Origin of the sequence: Sphingobium aromaticiconvertens, from assembly GCF_037154075.1 — a bacterium.
GTDB lineage: Bacteria > Pseudomonadota > Alphaproteobacteria > Sphingomonadales > Sphingomonadaceae > Sphingobium > Sphingobium aromaticiconvertens.
This window is the reverse complement of sequence record NZ_JBANRJ010000001.1, coordinates 53,855-73,768: the sequence shown is the minus strand read 5'-3', so window position 1 is coordinate 73,768 and position 19,914 is coordinate 53,855. Positions and strand designations below refer to the sequence as shown.

Annotated in this window: 16 protein-coding genes; 10 read left to right on the top strand and 6 right to left on the bottom strand. The window is 62.9% G+C overall.

All coding sequences use genetic code 11. The features are described from left to right. The 8 genes from WFR25_RS00375 (at position 1) to WFR25_RS00340 (ending at position 9,780) form a co-directional block, all read left to right on the top strand. Positions 1 to 1,143: an acyl-CoA dehydrogenase family protein gene (locus WFR25_RS00375; protein WP_336967467.1), complete on the top strand. Its 1,143-nt coding sequence runs from the start codon at positions 1 to 3 to the stop codon at positions 1,141 to 1,143. Positions 1,144 to 1,146: 3 nt separating this feature from the next. Further along, entirely contained in the window at positions 1,147 to 2,118 is a 972-nt protein-coding gene (locus WFR25_RS00370; protein WP_336967466.1) for an acyl-CoA dehydrogenase family protein, read from the top strand. A 10-nt stretch (positions 2,119 to 2,128) separates the two neighbouring features. Continuing rightward, a complete protein-coding gene (locus WFR25_RS00365; protein WP_336967464.1) occupies positions 2,129 to 3,280 on the top strand; it encodes an acyl-CoA dehydrogenase family protein in 1,152 nt (383 codons plus the stop codon). Positions 3,281 to 3,291: 11 nt separating this feature from the next. Continuing rightward, the gene (locus tag WFR25_RS00360; protein ID WP_336967461.1) at positions 3,292 to 4,458 is read left to right on the top strand and encodes an aromatic ring-hydroxylating oxygenase subunit alpha; all 1,167 of its coding nucleotides are present in this window, start codon (positions 3,292 to 3,294) and stop codon (positions 4,456 to 4,458) included. A 34-nt stretch (positions 4,459 to 4,492) separates the two neighbouring features. Continuing rightward, on the top strand, positions 4,493 to 5,995 hold the full coding sequence (locus WFR25_RS00355) for an aldehyde dehydrogenase (protein WP_336967459.1): 1,503 nt from the start codon (positions 4,493 to 4,495) through the stop codon (positions 5,993 to 5,995). Next, the gene (locus tag WFR25_RS00350; protein ID WP_336967457.1) at positions 5,992 to 6,975 is read left to right on the top strand and encodes an NAD(P)H-dependent flavin oxidoreductase; all 984 of its coding nucleotides are present in this window, start codon (positions 5,992 to 5,994) and stop codon (positions 6,973 to 6,975) included. Before WFR25_RS00355 ends, WFR25_RS00350 begins: the two co-directional genes overlap by 4 nt. A gap of 139 nt (positions 6,976 to 7,114) precedes the next feature. Further along, positions 7,115 to 9,493, top strand: coding sequence for a membrane-bound PQQ-dependent dehydrogenase, glucose/quinate/shikimate family (locus WFR25_RS00345; RefSeq protein WP_336967455.1), 2,379 nt, complete (start codon positions 7,115 to 7,117; stop codon positions 9,491 to 9,493). Further along, the gene (locus WFR25_RS00340) at positions 9,490 to 9,780 is read left to right on the top strand and encodes an alpha-hydroxy-acid oxidizing protein (protein ID WP_336967454.1); all 291 of its coding nucleotides are present in this window, start codon (positions 9,490 to 9,492) and stop codon (positions 9,778 to 9,780) included. The genes WFR25_RS00345 and WFR25_RS00340 overlap by 4 nt, the downstream gene beginning before the upstream one ends. A 35-nt stretch (positions 9,781 to 9,815) precedes the next feature. Here the strand turns inward: WFR25_RS00340 and WFR25_RS00335 are convergent. The 4 genes from WFR25_RS00335 to WFR25_RS00320 form a co-directional block, all read right to left on the bottom strand. Continuing rightward, positions 9,816 to 11,179, bottom strand: a protein-coding gene (locus tag WFR25_RS00335) for an IS3 family transposase (protein WP_336967452.1) whose coding sequence is annotated in 2 segments (ribosomal slippage) — positions 9,816 to 10,829 and positions 10,832 to 11,179 — 1,362 coding nt in all. Because the reading frame shifts where the segments join, the coding sequence is not laid out codon by codon here. A gap of 44 nt (positions 11,180 to 11,223) precedes the next feature. Further along, positions 11,224 to 12,327: an MFS transporter gene (locus tag WFR25_RS00330; RefSeq protein ID WP_336967449.1), complete on the bottom strand. Its 1,104-nt coding sequence runs from the start codon at positions 12,325 to 12,327 to the stop codon at positions 11,224 to 11,226. An 87-nt stretch (positions 12,328 to 12,414) separates the two neighbouring features. Further along, positions 12,415 to 13,527 carry a class I SAM-dependent methyltransferase gene (locus WFR25_RS00325; protein WP_336967446.1) on the bottom strand — a complete coding sequence of 371 codons (1,113 nt, stop codon included), beginning with the start codon at positions 13,525 to 13,527 and terminating at the stop codon, positions 12,415 to 12,417. Beyond that, entirely contained in the window at positions 13,524 to 13,754 is a 231-nt protein-coding gene (locus WFR25_RS00320; RefSeq protein ID WP_336967444.1) for a hypothetical protein, read from the bottom strand. The genes WFR25_RS00325 and WFR25_RS00320 overlap by 4 nt, the downstream gene beginning before the upstream one ends. A 168-nt stretch (positions 13,755 to 13,922) precedes the next feature. Between WFR25_RS00320 and WFR25_RS00315 the strand changes: the two genes are divergently transcribed. After that, on the top strand, positions 13,923 to 14,837 hold the full coding sequence (locus WFR25_RS00315) for a LysR family transcriptional regulator (RefSeq protein ID WP_336967442.1): 915 nt from the start codon (positions 13,923 to 13,925) through the stop codon (positions 14,835 to 14,837). Here the strand turns inward: WFR25_RS00315 and WFR25_RS00310 are convergent. Then, positions 14,829 to 15,863 (bottom strand): LLM class flavin-dependent oxidoreductase, encoded by a 1,035-nt coding sequence (locus WFR25_RS00310; protein ID WP_336967440.1) that lies wholly within the window; start codon positions 15,861 to 15,863, stop codon positions 14,829 to 14,831. The two genes, WFR25_RS00315 and WFR25_RS00310, sit on opposite strands and share 9 nt — an antisense overlap. Further along, complete coding sequence (locus WFR25_RS00305) at positions 15,860 to 17,242, bottom strand: LLM class flavin-dependent oxidoreductase (protein ID WP_336967438.1); 1,383 nt, start codon at positions 17,240 to 17,242, stop codon at positions 15,860 to 15,862. Before WFR25_RS00305 ends, WFR25_RS00310 begins: the two co-directional genes overlap by 4 nt. A gap of 267 nt (positions 17,243 to 17,509) precedes the next feature. Between WFR25_RS00305 and WFR25_RS00300 the strand changes: the two genes are divergently transcribed. Further along, complete coding sequence (locus WFR25_RS00300) at positions 17,510 to 19,903, top strand: TonB-dependent receptor (RefSeq protein WP_336967436.1); 2,394 nt, start codon at positions 17,510 to 17,512, stop codon at positions 19,901 to 19,903. The last annotated feature ends 11 nt before the right edge of the window (positions 19,904 to 19,914 follow it).

The window sequence follows — 19,914 nt, the reverse complement described above, 5'->3', positions numbered from 1 at the left end:
ATGGAGTTTGGTTGGACATCGGAACAGGAAGAATATCGGCGGCGCGTGCGCGCGGCGCTCGATGACCTGTTGCCGGACGATTGGGACGAGAAATACGTTCCGGAAAGCTATGCCTCGGATCTCCAGATCGATTTCTCGCGCGAATTCTGCGCGAAGTTGGCGGAGCGCGGCCTGCTGGTGCCGCACTGGCCTCGCGAGTTCGGCGGCAGTGGCGGCAAGGACTGGGACCATTTCATCCTGGGCGAGGAGATGAAGGCGGCGGGCGAGCCGCGTGGCCCGCAATATATGAATGTTAACTGGATCGGGCCGACGCTGATGCGTTATGGTTCCGAAGAACAGAAATCGCAACACGTCACCGGCATCGCCAGCGGCAAGGTGATCTGGTGTCAGGGCTTCTCGGAACCCAATGCCGGCACTGACCTGGCGTCTTTGCGTACGCGTGCGGAACGCGATGGCGATCATTATGTCGTCAACGGATCGAAGATCTGGACCTCATACGCCCGCAAGGCGGATTGGTGCTTCCTGCTGGCGCGCACGGGTCCGTCGCGCAAGGATATTTCTATCCTGCTGGTGCCCATGGACACCCCCGGCGTGTCGGTGACGTCCTTCCCCGGCTTGATAAAGGATGGGCATCTCAACGAGGTTTTCTTCACCGATGTCCGCGTGCCGGTGGAAAACCGGGTGGGCGGTGAAGGGGAGGCGTGGAAGATCGTCACCCATGCCCTGTCCTATGAGCGGGTGGGTGTGCCGCGCTATCATGTCGGGCTGGAAGCCTTGAAGCTGGCGGTTGAGCAGCTCAAGGATGAGGGGCGTTATGATGACGATCCCATCGTCCAGTCGCGTGCGGGCATGATCGCCGCCAAGTTTGAGGGTGCTCGGATGCTTACCTATCTGGTGGTGGATCAGCGGGTGAGGCAGTTGCCGCCCAATACGGACGCCAATCTTTCGCGCATCTGGTCGCTGGACGCGGTCATGGACCTGATGAATTTCCTGGCGGAATTCTTGCCGGATGCGCTGGCGGGGGGCGATCCCCTGCTGGAGGATTATTATCGTATCAACATTCCGGCGGGCGTGACCGGCGGAACCAATGAAATCCAACTGGACCTGGTCGCCGTTAACGGCCTGGGCCTGCCGCGGGGCTGATCTATGGACTTTCAATATACCGAGGATCAGGAAGCCCTGGTTTCCGCCCTGCAATCGATTTTGCAGGATCATGCCGAGATGCCGCAGGCGGAACGCTTCAGCTACAGCTATTTCAGTGCCGCGCTTCAGGGCATCCTGACCGACAGCGGCTTTCTGGATGCGGGGCACCAGATCGGTGCGCTGGAAGCGGCGCTCGTGGTGGCCGAAACGGCAAAGCTGCCGGTGTTGGTGGAGGCATCGGCAACGGGGCTGGTCGCGCCGATGGTTCTGCCTGGCGAAAAGCTGGAAGGGCCGGTCGCGCTGGTTGATGTGCGCAAGCTGGACAAGGCGCATCGCAATCTTACCATCGCGCGCACCGTCCTGGTCGACATGGGTGAGGATGTTGCGATCTTGCCGGTAGAGGCCGGGCAGGTGGAGCCGGTCAAGAGCATCTATGGCTATCCTTATGGCCGCTTTGCCACAACGCCCGATCTCGCGTCGGCGCGACATCTGCGCGGACAGGGTGCGGCCCTGCGGCAATGGTGGCGCGTCGCCATCGCCATCGAGATCGCCGCCGCGTCGATGGCCGCGATTGATTTCACCGTGGATTATGTGAAGCAGCGGCATGTATTCGGAAAGCCAATAGGCGCTTTTCAAGCCGTCCAGCACCGGCTGGTGCAGTGCAAGGCTTTCGCGATGGCGACCCATTATCTGGCGATGCGCGCGGCGTGGAGCGGCGAACCGGGTCATGCCGATTTCGCGGCCTGCCATGCACAGCAGGGCATCCAGAAACTGTTGTTCGACCTGCACCAGTTCCATGGCGGCATGGGCGTGACGACCGAACATCTGTTGCATTTCTGGACCTACCGGGTCCGCGCGCTACAGGCGGAGGCTGGCGGCGTCTATGCGACGGCGATCGATATTGCCGGTCGGCTGTGGTCGGATACGGCGCCACCGATCGATGTGTCCGCCGACACGCGCGTTCGGGTGGCGTAAGGATATGGCGATGGAAGAACATGGCATCGAACTTGGCGAACTGCGCGATTCGATCCGGCAGGTTCTGGACGAGCATCACGCCGTTGTGGGGAACGATATTCCGGACGAGGAAGGCCGTCCCGTCGACCGTGAGTTGTGGACGCAGATGGCGAACCTTGGCTGGCTGGCGCTTGGTATCGACGAAAGCTTCGGCGGGCTTGGACTGGGTGCCGGGCATGTGGCTGTGCTGCATGAGGAACTGGGACGGAGCCTTGCCTCCGTGCCGGCGACGACGCTGATCGCCGCCGAGGCGATCGGGCAGGGTGGCTCTCCCGACCAGCAGGCGGAATGGCTACCCCTCGTCGCCACGGGCGAACTGATGGCGACGATCCTGCTTCCATCCACACTAGGCAATGTACCGGCGATAGCGAACGATCGCCTGAGCGGACGTTACGACCATGTGCCATTCGCCGATGTGGCGCAGCTCTTCCTGTTGCCGGTCGCCCAGGCGGATGGCACACTGGCGCTCGCGCTGTTGCGCGCTGGCAGCGATGGGGTGTCGGTGCGGCGGCGTTCGGCGATCGACCTGACCCGCAGTCTTGGCGAAGTCCATGTGACCGACGTCGCGTTGCAGGCGGGGGACCTTATCCCCTTGTCCGACACATTGATCGCTACTTTGCGCAGCCATGCCGATGTCGCCCTGGCCTGTGATGCGGTGGGGGGCGCCGCTGCGGCGCTGGAGCGGGCGATCGACTATATGGGCGTGCGCGAGCAATTTGGCCGTCCGATCGGATCGTTTCAGGCGCTCAAACATCGCGCCGCCAACTGGAAGGTGCTGCTGGAGGCGGCGACGGCGCTGGCGCGCCATTCCGCGGAAGCTGTCGCCTCTGGCGAGGTGGAGGCGGAGGCGCTTGCCGCCAGCGCGAAATTCTATTGCTGCGACGTCTATGCCGCGCTCGCGGCCGACGTCATCCAGTTGCACGGTGGCATCGGCTTCACCTGGGAGCATGTGTGTCACCTCTTTCTCAAGCGCGCCAAGCTGAACCAGCAGATGTTCGGCAACAGCGTCGAGCATAAGGAACGGGTGGCGCGTCTCGCCTTCCCGTCGCTCGCGATGCAGTCCGGCGACGGAAGCCAGGAAGGCATCGCAACCCTGAATGCCCCAGAACTCAACGCGGTCTGATGGAGAACATCATGGATCAGGTTACGACCAACACCATTCTTACCGAAGGCCAGCAGCGCCTGCTGAACGCGATGCCGGAACTGGCCGACTGCATATTCCCGCAGGTCCGCGACACCCTCCCGGCCGCCAACTACATCGACCCCGCCCGCTTCGACGCGGAGATGGTGACGATCTTCCGGCGTGAGCCTGTGCTGGCCTGTCCGTCGGCGCTGCTGCCCGAAGCGCGCAGCTATACCCGGATCGATATGACCGGCATGCCGGTACTGATCACCCGCAACAAGGACGGGGAGGCGAAGGCCTTTGCCAATGTCTGCCGGCATCGCGGGATGAAGCTGTGCGTGTCCGATGATCCGGTCAAGGCGGGACGCATCGTATGTCCCTATCATGCCTGGACCTATGACATGGACGGCGCCCTGATCGGCATGCCGCGGGCTGAGACGTTCCCCGGTCTGGAAAAGAAGGATCTCGGCCTCTTTCCGCTGCCTTGCGTGGAGGCGGGCGGGCTGATCTGGGTCGGCCTCGATGCCGATAATCCGCCCGATTTCTCGCAGGTTCGCGGCGAACTGGAGGCCGATTTCGACGCACTGGGCCTGGGCCGGATGCAGGTCTATGACCGCACCACTTTCAAGGTGGGCGCAAACTGGAAGCTGGTCATGGACTCCATGCTCGACAGCTATCATGTGACGCGCCTGCACAAGGATTCCCTGGCGCGCTTCTTCGTTGATTCCCAGAATGTCATCGACCGTATCGGCCCGCACATCCGCAACGCGGCGCATCGCGGCAATTTCGAAAAGGCACAGATTTCGAACGATTTCGAAGATGTGCGCAAGATGATGGTGTTCTCCTACATCCCCTTCCCCAACGGCATCATCGTCGCCAGCCCGGAATTCGTCAGCTTGGGCATCGTCCGGCCGGTCGCCACCGACAAGTGCGAAGTCGATTATTACATGCTCATCAATGGCCCCCCCGCCGACGAAAAGACCGCCAATCGCATGCGCCGTTCGTTCGACCTGATGGATCGCGCCTTTGGGCAGGAGGATTATTGGGCGGCCGAGATGTGCGACAAGGGGCTGCGGTCCGGGGTGATGAAGGAAGTCCATCTGGGCGGCATGGAAGTGCAGATCCGCATGTTCCAGGACGCCGTCACCGAGCGTCTGAACAAGGCCGGACAGGCCTGATCGGCGCTGCGGCTAACGAAAATTGGAGAAGATCATGACACAGGCACCCCGCGACCTGCCCTTCAGCCATGCCGACAAGCTGTTCATCGGCGGCGAATGGGTCGCTTCGTCGAGCGGCGAGACCATTGACGTCATAGCACCCGCGACGGAGGAGCTGTTCGTCCGCGTCGCGGCGGCGGGAGAGGATGACATCAACCGCGCGGTCGCCGCCGCGCGCGAGGCGTTCGACACCGGGCCGTGGCCGCGCATGACCCATGTCGAGCGCGCAGGCTATATGAAGGAAATGGCCCGCCTGCTCGAAGAGCGCGCCGCCGACGTCGCCTATATCTGGCCCAATGAAATGGGCATATTGCACAGCACGGCCACGGCCCACGCCGCGTCGGTCAGTGGCCTCTACAAATATTATGCCGGTCTGGCGACGCGCTTTCCCTTCGAAGAGGAACACCGCACCTTTTCCGGCGCGAAGGTCGGCCTGCTGGTCCGTGAGCCGGTGGGCGTGGTGGGGGCCATCATTCCCTGGAATGGCCCGATCTCGCTCATCGCTTTCAAGCTCGCGCCGGCGCTGATCGCCGGCTGCACCGTAGTCATCAAGGCGTCGCCGGAGGCGCCCGGCCATGCTCTGCTCATGGCCGAAATCGCGCAGGCGGCGGGTCTGCCGCCCGGCGTCGTCAATGTTGTCACGGCCGATCGCGGTCCGTCCGAAGCGCTCGTCCGCCATCCGGGCATCGACAAGATCGCTTTCACCGGATCGACGGTCGCCGGGAAGAAGATTGCCTCGATCCTGGGCGGGCGGATGGCGCGCTACACGATGGAACTGGGTGGCAAGTCGGCGGCGGTCATCATGGATGATTATGATGTAGAGGCTGCCGCGCGCACCATAGCCGCGGCCGCGCCGGACATGACCGGGCAGGTGTGCGCTTCGCTCACGCGGGTTATCGTCAGCCGAAACAGGCACAATCAACTGCTGGATGCACTGAGCGCCAAAATGGGCAAGGTGCAGGTCGGCGACCCGTTCGACCCGGCTTCCGGCATGGGGCCGCTCTCTACCGCGCGACAGCGCGAGCGGGTGGAGAGCTATATCGCAAAGGGCAAGGCGGACGGCTTTACCCTGGGTACGGGCGGTAGCCGACCGGCGCATCTCAATCGCGGTTTCTATGTCGAGCCCACTGTTTTTGGCCATGTCGACAACGGATCGGCGATTGCGCAGGAAGAAATATTCGGTCCTGTCCTGTCGGTGATCCCGGCCGACAGCGAAGCGGATCTTCTGGCCATCGCCAACGACAGCCCCTTCGGCCTCAACGGATCGATCTTCACCAACGACATCGACCGGGCCTATGCTGCGGGACGGGAATTGCGCTCGGGGACGGTCGGCCACAACTCGATCCGCATGGATTTCAGCATCGCATTTGGCGGTTTCAAACAATCCGGTGTCGGTCGCGAGGGCGGAATCGAGGGATTGCGGCCCTATTTAGAGACAAAGGTACTGTTGCTCGACGGCATGCCTTCCCATCGCCAGAAGGAGGCACCGGACGCATGATCCACACCCGCGTTACGCAATTGCTGGGGATCGCGCATCCGATCATCCAGGGCGGTATGCAGTGGGTCGGGCGCGCGGAGCTGGCAGCCGCGGTTTCCAATGCCGGTGGGCTGGGGATATTGACGGCACTTACCCAACCGACGTCGGACGATTTGCGCCGGGAAATCGATCGTTGCCGGTCGATGACCGACCGGCCGTTTGGCGTGAACCTGACGATTCTGCCGACGCTTTCGCCGCCACCCTATGCCGAATATCGCCGGGCGATCATCGATGGGGGTGTCGGCATCGTCGAGACTGCCGGGTACAAGCCGCAGGAACATGTCGACGCGTTCAAGGCGGCGGGGATCACCGTCATCCACAAATGCACGGCGGTGCGACATGCCCGGTCGGCCGTGCGTATGGGCGTGGACATGATTTCGATCGATGGCTTCGAATGCGCGGGGCATCCGGGCGAGGACGATATTCCCGGCCTGATCCTGATCCCTGCGGCCGCCGACGCCATCGACGTGCCGATCATAGCCAGCGGCGGCTTTGGCGACGGACGTGGCCTTGTCGCCGCGCTGGCGCTTGGGGCTGAGGGCATCACCATGGGCACGCGTTTCTGCGCCACGGTAGAGGCGCCGATCCACGACACTATCAAACAGTTGCTGGTCGCCAATGACGAGCGGTCGACCAACCTCATCTTCCGCCAGTTCGGCAACACCGCCCGCGTGGTGCAGACCGGCGTATCCGACGAGGTGATCGAGATTTCCCGGCGGCCCGGCGCCGTCTTCGACGACATTGCGCATCTGGTGCGCGGCGCGGGCGGGCGGCACGCGCTGGAAAGCGGCGATGTTGATGCCGGTATCGTCTGGGGCGGACTGGTTCAGGGTTTGATCCACGACATACCGACCTGCGCCGATCTGATCGACCGGATCGTATCGGATGCTGAGCGTATCATGTCGCGCCGCCTCCCGGCGATGCTGGCGGGGCCGGAATAATCCATCACTGCTGCATTTATTTTCGATTGGGTGCTTCAAGGGAAGAGCGATCTCTTGACTCTCTTGCGATCGCGTGGAACTTTGACGCACAATAGTTCGATAATAGAACATTGATAAAACTAAGCTTAGGGAGCGGGACATGGCGGCAGCGGGCGAATCGGAAAAATATGCCGAGAGCGGGACGGCGCGGCCACCCTATTTGTTTGCGCTCGTGCTGCTGCTCGTCGGCCTGGCGCTGGGCATTGGCGGAATCCTGCTCGCGATTGCCGGCGGTTCGCCGCTTTACATCCTTTGGGGCCTGCTGGCGGGAGCGAGCGCCATCACGCTGGGGCGAGGTAGCCGTTGGGGCTTGTGGATATATGGCCTGCTGCTCGTGCTGCTGCTGTGCTGGACGCTGTATGAGGGCGGGCTCGACCCCTGGCCGATGGCGCCCCGCCTTGGCCTTTTCTACCTTCTTGGCCTGTGGATAGCATTGCCCTTCGCGCGCCGGGGCTTGTCGGGCGGCCCGTCGCTGACATTGCCAGTTCAGCGTGCCGCGTTGGCGGCCCTGTGCTTTGCGGCCATTGCGGTGCCAGCGCTCGGACTGGCTTTCAACAGCCTCGTCATCCAGGATCGCGGCATCGTGCCGGGCGGCGGAGTGTCGCTGCCCGGCGCGGGCGCGGACTGGAGCGCCTTTGGCGGCACCATGGCCGGCGCCCGGTTCAGCACGCTGGACCGGATAACGCCCGACAATGTCGACAAACTCAAGCCCGCATGGACCTTCCGTTTCGGCGATGAGAAGGCGGGCGGGTTGCAGGTCACGCCAATCAAGATCGACGATACGCTCTATGCGTGCAGCGGTATCAACACCGTGGTCGCGCTAGACGCTGAAACGGGAAAGCAGCGTTGGCGCTATGATCCCAAGGTTGCGCGCCATACGCCTTTTCTGTCATGCCGGGGCGTCGCCTATTATCGCGTGCCCGATGCGACGGGCGCCTGTGCCGAACGCATCTTCACCACAACGGTCGATGGCCGCCTGATTGGGCTGGATGCGCGCACCGGGCGCCTGTGCGCGCAGTTCGGCAATGGGGGGGAGGTCTCCTTGCTGGAGGGTTTCGGCAAGGTGTTGGATGGCTATTATTCCCACACCGCCGCCCCCACCATCGCGCGTGGCCTGATCGTGCTGGGCGGGACATTGCCCGACAATCAATATTGGGGCGAGCCATCCGGCGTCATCCGCGCTTTCGACGCGGTCAGCGGCAAGCTGGTCTGGGCTTATGATGTCGGACATCCCGATCGCACTGGCCTGCCGCCAGCGGGCGAAACCTATACGCATTCGACGCCGAACAATTGGGGGCAGATGGCCTATGATGACAGTCTGGGCCTGGTCTATGTCCCCACCGGGAATGCGACGCCCGATTATTTCGGCGCGCAACGGCGACCATTTGACGAGGAAATTTCCAGTAGCATTATGGCGCTGGATATCGCGACCGGGCGTCGGCGCTGGGTGTTCCAGACCGTCCATCACGACCTGTGGGACTATGATATCGGGTCGCAGCCGGTGCTGTTCGATCTTCCGGGCACGGGCGGGGCGATCCCTGTTCTGGCGCAGGCGACCAAGCGGGGCGAGATATTCCTGATCAACCGACGCACCGGCAAGCCGCTCTCGCCCGTCGAGGAGCGTCCGGCCCCGCAACGCGGCGCCGCGCCGGAGGAGCGCCTGTCGCCCACCCAGCCCTATCCGACCGACATGCCTTCGCTGGCTGGCGGCCTGCTGAACGAGCGCATGATGTGGGGTCTGACCCCGTTCGACCAGTTGTGGTGCCGGATTAAGTTCGTCGAATCCCGCTATCACGGGCCGATGACGCCGCCCGGCCTGACGCCCAGCATCACTTATCCCGGTTTCCTTGGCGGCATGGACTGGGGCAGCATCTCCATCGATCCTCAGAGCGGCGTATTGGTGGCGGTGACCGAGCATCTCGCCAATCGCGCGCAACTCTACACGCGCAAGCAAGCCCTGGCGGAAAGGGCCTATGCCATGGGGCGGGGCCGGGAAGGGCTGGACGCCTTGCGCGGCATCAACGCGATGGAGGGAACGCCCTATGGCGAAATGACGAAGCCCTTCCTCTCGCCCCTGGCCGTGCCGTGTCAGCAGCCGCCGTGGAGCCGGATCAGCGCGATCGACCTGAAGACCCGCAAATTGTTATGGTCCCGGCCACTCGGCACCGGCAAGGAAGCCGGGCCGATGGGCCTGCGCAGCGGCGTGCCGATCCCGATGGGCGTGCCCGCACTGGGTGGAGTGCTTGTGACGAAGAGCGGTCTCAGCTTCGTGGGCGCATCGGTCGACAAGACTTTTCGCGCCTTCGACACCCGGACCGGTAAACAGGTCTGGCAGGCGGCGCTGCCGGATTCCGCCCATGCGACGCCGATGACCTATTTGGGGCGCAGCGGGCGGCAGTTCATTGTCGTCGCGGCGGCTGGGCACCGGTCGCTCAGCCTCAGCGCGGGTGACGCCATCGTCGCTTATGTGTCGCCATGACCGGGCGTCGGATCGACTTTTCCAGTCTGGAGCAGGCGCGGCAGATCGCTCGCCGCCGCTTGCCGCCCGCCGTCTATCATTATGTCGAGGGCGGCAAGGATGCGGAGATTACCGCCTTCGCCAATGAACTGGCCTTTACGCGCGTTTTTTTCGATCCGCGTGCCTGCTCGACAGAGCGGCGTCCAGATCTTTCCACCAAGGTGCTGGGGCGCAAGATTGCCATGCCGGTGGTGATCGCGCCGACCGGCTGTCCGTCGTCAGAACATTTGGCACACGTCGCGTCGTAAATTAGCGGAGTGCGGGCCTCGTCTTGGGGTTGATGTTAAGCGGCGAGCCTGCGGTGTTGCAAGCGCCGATATTCGATGGTCTTTCGCTTGATCCTTTCGCGCTGTTTGATGATGGCGGGAGCCCTGCCGAGGTAGGCGTCGGCGGGCGTCACGTTGTTCAGGCTCTCGTGGTAACGCTGGTTGTTGTAATGCTCGACGAAGGCCTCGATCTGGGCCTCAAGGTCGCCGGGCAGGAAGTAGTTTTCCAGCAGGATGCGGTTTTTCAGGGTTTGGTGCCAGCGCTCGATCTTGCCTTGGGTCTGGGGGTGCATCGGAGCGCCGCGTACATGGCTCATCTTCTGGGCATCGATGTATTCCGCCAGTTCGCCCGCGATGTAGCTGGGGCCGTTATCGCTGAGCAGCCTGGGCTTGTGCAGCACGGTGGCGCTGTCGCAGCCGGAAGCCTTAAGGGCCAGGTCCAGCGTGTCGGTGACATCCTCGGCGCGCATGTTGGTGCACAGTTTCCAGGCGATAATGTAGCGCGAGAAGTCGTCGAGCACGGTCGACAGGTACATCCAGCCCCACCCGATGATCTTGAAGTAGGTAAAATCGGTCTGCCACATCTCGTTCGGACGCGTGGTCTGGGTATGGAAGCGATCGGCGGCCTTGATCACCACATAGGCCGGACTGGTAATCAGATCGTGGGCCTTCAACAGGCGGTAAACGGTGGCCTCCGACACGAAGTAGCGCTTCTCGTCGGTGAAGCGCACCGCCAGTTCGCGCGGTGACAGCTCGCTGTAATCCAGCGCCATCTCGACGATCTGGCCCTGGATATCGTCGCCGATGCGGTTCCACACCCGACTCGGCGCCGATGGCCGATCTTCCAGCGCCTCCGGCCCGCCTTCGACGAAGCGATCGTACCAGCGGTAGAACGTCCGGCGGGGGATGCCGAGTTTGTCCAGCGTGTGCTTGGCGGGCAGGTGCGACTGCTCGACGATCCGGATGATCTCGAGCTTTTCGGATGCGGGATACCTCATTCGTCGTCGCCCCCATCCGCGATCATGCTTTTTTTAAGCAGGCGGTTTTCCAGCGTCAGGTCGGCCACGCATTCCTTCAGGGCACGGGCCTCGCGGCGCAGATCCTGCACCTCGCCAGTGGTCGCAGCACGGGCGGTGTCACCGGCCAGGCGCCGCTTGCCCGCTTCCATGAACTCCTTCGACCAGGTGTAATACAGGCTTTGGGCAATGCCTTCCTTGCGGCACAACTCGGCGATGCTGTCCTCGCCGCGCAGACCGTCCAGCACAATACGGATCTTGTCTTCGGCTGAGAAATGGCGCCGGGTCTGCCGCCGGATATCCTTCACAACACGCTCAGCAGGGGCCTTTGTCGGCGAATTTTTCAAGGAGGGTTTGGGCTTCATCTTCGTTCCTTCGTCACTACGACGAAGCCCAAACCCTCCTTAATTTACAACCTCAAATCTGTGCCATTGGTGCTGACGGCGGACAGCCCCATCAACTGCACCGCGCGGATCAACCCTTGCAGGAACAGGATGATAATAATCACCGCATAGGGCGTCTCCGCGTCGATCCACGCGCAGACCGCCATCGACAGCGCCATCACCAGACTGTTGCCGATCAGGAAGGTGCGAAACCCGAAACGGGCGATCAGGGGCGGGAGCAGCCACCGACCCAGAATTGCGCCGAATGCGCTCGCGAAGATCAGTCCGCCGCTAGTTGCCGCATCCAGTCCCAACCCCGGCTGAAACAGCATCGTTAGAAGGAAGGGCGCAGCACCGACCAGCATCCGCTGGAACAGCCCGCCCACATTGGTCGCGGCGAGCAATGGCACGCGGAATATTCGAAGGTCCAGCACCGGCTGGGGATGCCGACGCCCGTGCCAGCCATAAAGCGCGGCGCAGGCAAGCCCCGCGGCCAGCAGCAGCGCGGCCACAGCGGGCGACGTGCCTTGGTGAGTGAACGCGGTAATGCCAGAGCTGATTCCGATCAGCGCTGCGGCGATCAGGGGCAGCCCGACCATATCGAGCGGCCGGGGATCTTCGCCCGGCAGGTCCTCAACATAGTGGCGCACAGCGAACAGCCCGGCGATCGACACTAATATGTTGATCGCAAACAACCAACGCCATGACCCGGCGGTAACAACGAGTCCGCCAACCGTCGGACCCAGCAATGGCCCTAGCATGATCGGCAGACTCAGCATCGCCAATGCGCTGACGAATTCCCGACGCGGCACGGATCGCAGCACGATGATCCGGCCAACCGGCAGCAGTAACGCGCCCATGCAGCCCTGGATGATTCGCGCTGCTATCAGCCAGCTAAAGCTGGGCGCGAGCATGGCGGCGAGCGAGGACAATCCAAATCCCGCTACTGCGAACAGAAATACGCGCCGTGCGCCAAAACGATCCGCCGCCCATCCGCAGGCCGGCAAGGCCGCAGTGGCGGCAACCAGATAGGCGACCACGACCAGGTTGAGAGACAATATTGGTGCACCGAAATCGCGCGCCATGGCAGGCAAGGCGACGATGATCGCGCTGCTGTCGAATGCCTGCATGAAGGTAGCGGCGCCGACCACAAGCGGCGCGACCCTCCGCCCCCGGTTTCGCGTCCGGCTATCGCTCAACCCTGGCACAGCGCGTCCCTATTTACGCGCCGACGCAACGAACCAGGAGCGGAAAGTGCCCATCGATTTCTCCGAAAAACCGCCCGCGCCCCGCGCCGGCGCCGATGTCGCCGCCTGATAGCCGACAGCGATATCCTCAAATCCCGCCTGCGCCAGCAACGCGCGATAGTCGGCACTGATCGCGGCCTTCCAGTTTGGCTCATTGTTGTAATCGGCTTCGATCTCGCCTCGTATCTTGCCCCACAGGTCCAGCTCGTCATAACGATTGGGCACTTCAAGATGGACGACGACCCCGCCGGGCTTCAGCAGCCGGTGACTTTCGGCGATGATGCGGGTGATCGCCGTAGGCGATGTTTCATGCAGCAGCACGCTGGAGAATACGAAGTTGAAGCTAGCGTCGGGGAAGGGGGCCTGTTCGACATTGCCCTGGACCAGATGCACGCTTGTGCTCAGATGCCGCGCACGGGCCAGTGCATAGCGCAGCATCGCCGCGCCAACGTCTATCCCATGGACCTTTGCGTCGGGAAAGGCGGCCGCGACGGGGATCAGGCTTGCACCAACGCCGCAACCCAGTTCCAGGATATGGCCAGGTTCAAGGTCAGGATATAGCGCAAAGACATGCGCCGCGACCGTGTGCCCGCGTACATCGTTCATCAGGCCACCATTGCGCCCCAGCATATAGACCGCGCCCCCGCGATCCATCACCGCGCCCTGCAACACAGTCCCATCGTCATGGGCATAGCCGCCCGGCATCAGATGGACGTCACCGGCTTCCAGATAGTCGGGCTGCACAAAATCGGGATCGAGCGTCAGCGATCCCATATCCGGGGCGGCGGCGGCCAGCGCTTCCAATGCGTCCGCCTGCCGCGCCACGCTCTCGCTGACGCTCGCCCACAGCATCTCCTGCGACGTGCGGCGCAGGCTCGCCCAGGCCCGGAACCCTTCATCGTCATGGAGCTTCTGATAGACCGTTTCGACGCGCGCATTGATTCTCACGCCCGGATCGAGCTGTTCGGCCCGCGCACGGTGGCCGGGTTCCACGCCCTCGGCCAGGAACAGCTTGAAATCACGGACGAACAATTGGGCGGCGGTCTCGTCATGGGTCGTGCCCGGTAACATGGGGTGAATCATCGTGCATCCTCCTGGCGGTCGATGTCGCTGCGCAGCGGTCCAAAGACATGGGCGATCACCCTGCGGCGGATGGCGTCGCGCTCATCCGCCTGCGCTGCATCAGGGGCGAAGCCCTCGACCGCAGTTCGCTCCATCACGCCTGCTGCTTCCAGCAGCCGCTCTACGCTGTCCAGCCGTTCGCGAGTCACCGCCAGTTCGGAGGCCAGCGCCGTGATCATGGCCAGCATTCTTTCTTCGGAAGGTGACTGGCCGGGCACGAGGGTTCGGCGCTTGGCACGCGAGGGAAGCGAAGGGCGAGGGGATAGGGTCATGCTTCCCGACTGCCATGTACTTGCGCCTTGAGACAATCCGCAAGTCGTGCATAAAGTCATGCATATTGGTTATGAGTAGAGACAATGGATACCAAGAGGCTCGAACAGTTCGTCGCCGTCGCGCAGGAGGGTGGTTTTGGTCGGGCGGCCCGGCGGCTGGGCATAAGCCAGCCCGCGCTCACGCGTGGCATTGCCCTGCTAGAGGCGGAACTGGGAACCCGCTTGTTCGAGCGGGGACCGCGCGGCGCGTTGGTCAGCGTGGCGGGAGACAAGCTGTTGCCGCATGCTCTCTCGATTCTCAACGAAGCCAGTCGGGCGATCGCCGAACTCGATTCCAGCCATCTGGCGGCCGAAGGGCAGGTGCGGATCGGCGTATCGCCCAATTTCCTGGATCATGCGATACCGCGCGCAGTGGCCCTGCTTGCCGCCCGCGCGCCGCAACTCAATGTACAGGTCAGCACCGGCACACGTGAGATACTGGCCGCTGGCCTTATGGCGCGAGAACTGGACGCTGCCTTATGCCTGATCCCGGACTTCCTGCGCGCGGGCCAGCGGGAGACGGCGGAACTGAGTTTCGAGCCGCTCGCGACCATCATTCTGGAACCCTATGTCCGGCCGGGCCATCCGCTCCTGGGGCGCAGGGTCACAGTGCAGGAGGTCGCCGACCAGCGATGGGCGATCCCGTTCGAACTGTCTTTATCCTATCGCTTCGCCAGTCTGTTTTTCCGACTGGGGCTGACCGCGCCGCAACAGGCGTTCAATAGTGCGCACCTGCCGCTGGTTCGCCAGGTAGCGATGCAGGGCGATCTCGTCGCCATGCTGCCCCGTTCCGAAGCGCAGCCGGATGTCGCGGCGGGGCGTCTCGCGCCGCTGGATCTGCCCGACATGCGGTTCGACTATCTGGCTGGCCTAATGCTGCGCCGTGCGGTCGCCGTGCCGACGCCGTTGCTGCGGATCGTGACGGAGGCTTTGCGCGGCGCGGTACTCGATTCAGCCTAACCTGGGAATGAGCAACCGCCCGACCGCCTCGGCATCCGCCAGATTGTCGAACCCGCGTAGGAGTACATCGTCCACGCCGATCGCCTCATAGGCGCGCAAGGTTTCGACTAGTTGATCGGGGCCGCCGACGAGTGCCATCGCGTGCGATGTGCCGCCGGTCGCCTCGATTACCCCGCCCCACAGGCAGGGGTCGGCGGTCGAGCGTGCTGCCATCGCTTCGGCGATGCGGCGCGCGGCGCTTCCATCAGAGCCGCTGCCCAGGCCTTTCTTCGACGTGCCGCCCTGCGACCGGATGTCGGCGACGATAGCGTCGGCCCGCGGCCACGCCGCTGCGTCGTCTGGTGCGATCACGACCCGGATCGACATCAGGAAGCGGGGCTTGCGGCCGAAGGGTTCGGCGGCGGCGCGCACCTGCGTGATCAGCGCGGCGCTGCGTTCCAGCGTCGTTCCGGCAAAGGCGTAGACGTCGGCACATTCGCCGCCATAGGCGATGCCCAGACCCGAAGACCCACCCCAGAAGATCGGAATCGACTCGTCGTAGGGCCGGATCATCGTCTTCGCGCCCTCGACGCGATATGCGTCGCCGTCATGGTCGAACGGTTCGGTTGAAGCCCAAGTCCGGCGCAGCAGCTCCACATATTCACGGCTGCGGGCATAGCGCTGGTCCTTGGTCAGGAAGTCGCCGTCACCGCGCGTCTCCGCATCGTTGGTCGCGGTGATGATATGCACGCCGCACCGGCCGCCGCTCATCTGGTCGATGGTCGCCAGCATCCGTGCGGCCATGGTCGGTGCGATGAAGCCGGGTCGGTGGGCGATCATCAGTTTCAACTGATTGGTCCATGCCATGACCGACGCCGCGACCGTCATGCTGTCGGGAGAACTGGCGCTTTGAGCTATCAGCACCCGTTCATAGCCCAGTGCGTCATAGCATTGCGCCAGCGTCTTGATGAAGGCCGGGTCGAACGTGCCGGTGGCGCGCTTGATTTCGCTTTCGTCCACATAGGGGAGCAGCCCGAAAACCTTCATCGGCCGGCCTCCCGCCAGATTTCGGGTTCCACATGCAACTCGGGCCGTCCGGCATGGCGGCTGGCAGGGCGCGCCAGCCCGAGATGTTCGCGCAGGGTCGTGCCTTCATAGTCGGTGCGGAACAGGCCGCGCGCCTGCAGGATCGGCACGACCCCGTCGACGAAGCGGGCCAGCATGTCGGGCAGGACCGGCGCGGCGATGACAAAACCATCGGCAGCGGACCCGGCGAACCACTGGGTCAGCATGTCGGCGACCTGCTCGGCTGTGCCGGTTGCTGTCTTGCTGGTTCGCCCGGCCGCGATATGTCGCGCGATCTGCAGGATCGAAAGATTCTCGCGTGCGGCATGTTCGATGATCCGCTTCTGCGAACCCTGTGAGGCATTGTTGGCGGGGACAGGGGGTAAAGGGCCATCGGGATCGAAGCCGGACAGGTCTATGCCGCCAAACTGCATTTGCAACAATGCGATCGCAAGGTCCGCCGGGATCAGTGCTTCAAGTTCCCGGGTGATCGCTTCGGCTTCATCGGCCGTGTCGGCGATGACCGGTTGGATCGCGGTCAATATCTTCAGGCTGTCGCGCGACCGTCCGGCGGCGGCGACCCGGTCCTTGAGGTCGGTATAGAAGGCCTGCGCGCTTTCCAGCGCCGGATGAGAGGTAAAGACCGCCTCGGCCGTCTGCGCCGCCAGATCCAGGCCCGCGTCGGATGCGCCAGCCTGTACGATCACTGGATGACCTTGCGGAGGGCGCCCCATGGTCAGCGGGCCGGCGACACTGAAATGCGTTCCCTGATGCGCGATGGCATGCACCTTGTCTGGATCAAAATAGCGTCCGTCGGTCCGATCTGCCAAAATGGCGTCGTCGTCCCAACTGTCCCACAAGGCCTTGGCGACATCGACGAACTCGGCCGCGCGGGCATAGCGTTCGCTATGGCCATAATGGCCCTCGCGTCCGAAATTATGTGCTTCGTTCTCGGTGGTTGATGTGACGACATTCCAGCCCGCTCGCCCTTCGCTGATATGATCGAGCGTGGCCAGCCGGCGGGCCGCTGAATAAGGTTCGTTATAACTGGTGGAGAGGGTGGCGATCAGGCCCAGCCGTGACGTCGCCATCGCGACCGCGCTCAGCACCGTCACCGGGTCCATCCTGATCGCATCGACGCAGGCATAGGCGTCGCGCCCGGCGATCGGCCGAAAGCCTTGTGCATCGGCAAGGAACATCGCATCGAATTTTCCACGCTCGGCGATCTGGGCGATGGCGCGATAATGGCCTATAGAGTGCAGGCGGCTCTCGCCGGCCAGCGGGTGACGCCATCCAGCGCAGTGCGCGCCACTGCCCATAGGCATGGCGAAAAGGCTTATCCTGTCGATCTCGGCTCGCATGGGAATGCCCGCTCCATCTTGTCCGACGTCCGTGCCGGTAGTGTTTGATCGGCATGGCGCGGACATCAGGCCAGCACCCGCTTGCTCTTGACCGCCTGTCGGACAAACGAGCTATAACTCTCCGGCAGGTGGATAATCGAATGGCGGTACTGGACGGAAAGGCCCCTCGCTGCGGATGATCGCATCAACAATCCGGAGCCGCAGAAGATGTGCCCGGGGGTTCGCAGGAGACTTTAAAAGTCTTTTCAGCGCAGGGAGCAGAGAAACATGTTTACGACCCCAAAGGTTCCGTCGTCACTATCGCGCAAGGCACTGTTGTGCGTCACCACTGCGGGCACCGCGCTGGCCCTCTCCAGCATCCCGGCTTTGGCCCAGGACAGCGCCGGAGATAGCGCATCGACCGGCGGCATGGCCGAAATTGTCGTCACCGCTCGCAAGCGGGGTGAGAACCTGATCGACGTGCCCGTCTCCATCACGGCGCTGAGTGGGGACGCGCTGAACCAGCGCGGCGTCACCGGCCTCAACGAACTCAATGATTTCGTGCCCGGCCTGCGCTATCAGAACAGTTCGGCAAACCGGAACGATCGCGGTTTCCAGACGATCTCGATGCGCGGTATGTATCCCGGTGACTCGCCCAATCGTCAGGCCGTCACCATCTTCGTCGATGGCGTTGCGGTCCCCGGTGGCGCGACATCGGGCATGGGCGATATCGAGCGGGTCGAAGTCGTGAAGGGACCGCAGAGCGCCTATTTCGGTCGCTCGACCTTTGCCGGCGCGATTAACTTCATCACCCGTGCACCCTCGCTCGAAGAGGTCAAGGGCAGCGTCGATATCTCCTATTCTTCTTATAACAGCATCGACGCCAAGGCGAGCGTCGAGGGGCCGATTGTCCAGGACAAGCTCGCCGTGCGCCTAGCTGGTCGCTATTATCACACCGACGGGCAGTATGAGAATGTTGGGTATAGCGGTCGCCTGGGCGAGCGCGACACCCAGTCGATCGATTTCAGCTTCATCGCCAAGCCGACCGAAACGACGACCGTGCGCGGTTATGCCACCTATTGGGAAGATAGCGACGGTCCTTCGGCGCAGGCGCTGCTGACCGAAGCGGATTATAACTGCAATGCGGGCGGCAACGGTCGCGTGCCCGCAGGGAGCACCACCGGGTTTAACTATATCTGTGGCAATGTCGGCAATATCGTGCCGTCCAAGATGGCGCAGAATATTGATCGGGGGGGCAGCCTGAACTTTGGCGGCGTCACCAATCCGGCAGTCGGGGCGACGGTCCCGGCCGACTTCATCGATCATCTGGGCATTGAACGAAAAGCCTATCAGACACGGCTGATGATCGACCAGGAAGTGGGCGATCACACCCTGTCCGCCGCCTTCTCGCACAACCGCAACCGGTGGGCTGCGCTGACAGATACCTATAATCGTCCGCCCGATGGCACCGGCTATTATTCAACCGTTTATCTGCCTTATGATATCGAAAATAATTCGGCTGAGTTGCGGCTGGCCTCGCCCGACAACGGCAAGTTCACCTATATGGTCGGCGGCAATTATTATTGGGAAAGCATCGACTTTTTCACCCGCGCGTCGCGGGGCGCCACGCCGACCAATCTGGGGGCGCCGACCGACTATCGCGCCCGCACCTTCGGAGTGTTCGGTTCGGCCAGCTATGAACTGCTGGATGGCCTGAAGTTGAGTGGCGAGGCCCGTTACCAGTGGGATCGGGTCAACCATATCGGCTATTCAGCCGTGACGGGCGCCGAGTCCGCCAATCTGGCGAAGACGTTCAAGTCTTTCACCCCGCGTGTCATCCTCAACTATGAGATCACGCCGACAGTATCGACCTACGCATCCTGGTCGCGCGGCACGCGTCCTGGCACCTTCAACACCAACTATGCTTTGTTCTCCCCCGCCATCCAGGCCCAGTTGACCACCAACGCCGGGCGCGAAATCCCGACTGCGGTCGACGAAGAAAAGCTGACGATGTACGAAGCAGGCCTGAAGGGCGAATTTTTCGGTCGTCGCCTGCGGGTGCTGAGCGCGGTCTATTATGGCGAATGGCGTAACCGCCAGATTAACCAGAATATCGCCTATCTGACGGGCACCACCACCTCTACGGCGACGCTGACCTTCCCCGACGGATCGACCAATCTCTGGGGCGTGGAACTGGAAGGGGCGTTTCAGGCGACCAATGACCTGACACTGGAGGGGACGTTCAACTGGGCGGCCACCGACATCCGCAACGTCGCCTGTTCGGAATGCGTCGCTATCGACGGCATCATCAATCCGGTTGGCAACACCATGGAACGCTACCCCGAATATAGCGGTACGGCGGCGATCAACTACCAGCCCAGAATCAACGACGACTGGACCGGCATTGTCCGTATCGATTACATCTATACCGGCAAACAATATGCCACGGCCGCCAATGTGGCATGGATCAACTCGGCCAGCCGTGTGAACATCCGCATCGGCGCCAGTACGGGGAAATATACGCTGGAACTTTTCGGCCGCAATATCTTCGACGACAAGACGCCGTCGAACGTCCTGCGAAACACCAATCCAAACGGCAGCGTGGCTCAAGGCCTTAACACCATCGTCCTAGCGGCACCCGAACGCGCCACGATCGGCGTCAGGGGCGCGGTCCGCTTCTGATCCTTCCCGAT

Bases quoted from the DNA above. Each gene is read 5' to 3' on its own strand.
- WFR25_RS00320 (WP_336967444.1), bottom strand. From the start codon at position 13,754: ATGCTGGCCATGATCACGGCGCTGGCCTCCGAACTGGCGGTGACTCGC.
- WFR25_RS00300 (WP_336967436.1), top strand. From the start codon at position 17,510: ATGTTTACGACCCCAAAGGTTCCGTCGTCACTATCGCGCAAGGCACTG.
- WFR25_RS00305 (WP_336967438.1), bottom strand. From the start codon at position 17,242: ATGCGAGCCGAGATCGACAGGATAAGCCTTTTCGCCATGCCTATGGGC.
- WFR25_RS00345 (WP_336967455.1), top strand. From the start codon at position 7,115: ATGGCGGCAGCGGGCGAATCGGAAAAATATGCCGAGAGCGGGACGGCG.
- WFR25_RS00355 (WP_336967459.1), top strand. From the start codon at position 4,493: ATGACACAGGCACCCCGCGACCTGCCCTTCAGCCATGCCGACAAGCTG.
- WFR25_RS00310 (WP_336967440.1), bottom strand. From the start codon at position 15,863: ATGAAGGTTTTCGGGCTGCTCCCCTATGTGGACGAAAGCGAAATCAAG.
- WFR25_RS00330 (WP_336967449.1), bottom strand. From the start codon at position 12,327: ATGCAGGCATTCGACAGCAGCGCGATCATCGTCGCCTTGCCTGCCATG.
- WFR25_RS00360 (WP_336967461.1), top strand. From the start codon at position 3,292: ATGGATCAGGTTACGACCAACACCATTCTTACCGAAGGCCAGCAGCGC.
- WFR25_RS00365 (WP_336967464.1), top strand. From the start codon at position 2,129: ATGGAAGAACATGGCATCGAACTTGGCGAACTGCGCGATTCGATCCGG.
- WFR25_RS00350 (WP_336967457.1), top strand. From the start codon at position 5,992: ATGATCCACACCCGCGTTACGCAATTGCTGGGGATCGCGCATCCGATC.
- WFR25_RS00315 (WP_336967442.1), top strand. From the start codon at position 13,923: ATGGATACCAAGAGGCTCGAACAGTTCGTCGCCGTCGCGCAGGAGGGT.
- WFR25_RS00370 (WP_336967466.1), top strand. From the start codon at position 1,147: ATGGACTTTCAATATACCGAGGATCAGGAAGCCCTGGTTTCCGCCCTG.
- WFR25_RS00340 (WP_336967454.1), top strand. From the start codon at position 9,490: ATGACCGGGCGTCGGATCGACTTTTCCAGTCTGGAGCAGGCGCGGCAG.
- WFR25_RS00325 (WP_336967446.1), bottom strand. From the start codon at position 13,527: ATGATTCACCCCATGTTACCGGGCACGACCCATGACGAGACCGCCGCC.
- WFR25_RS00375 (WP_336967467.1), top strand. From the start codon at position 1: ATGGAGTTTGGTTGGACATCGGAACAGGAAGAATATCGGCGGCGCGTG.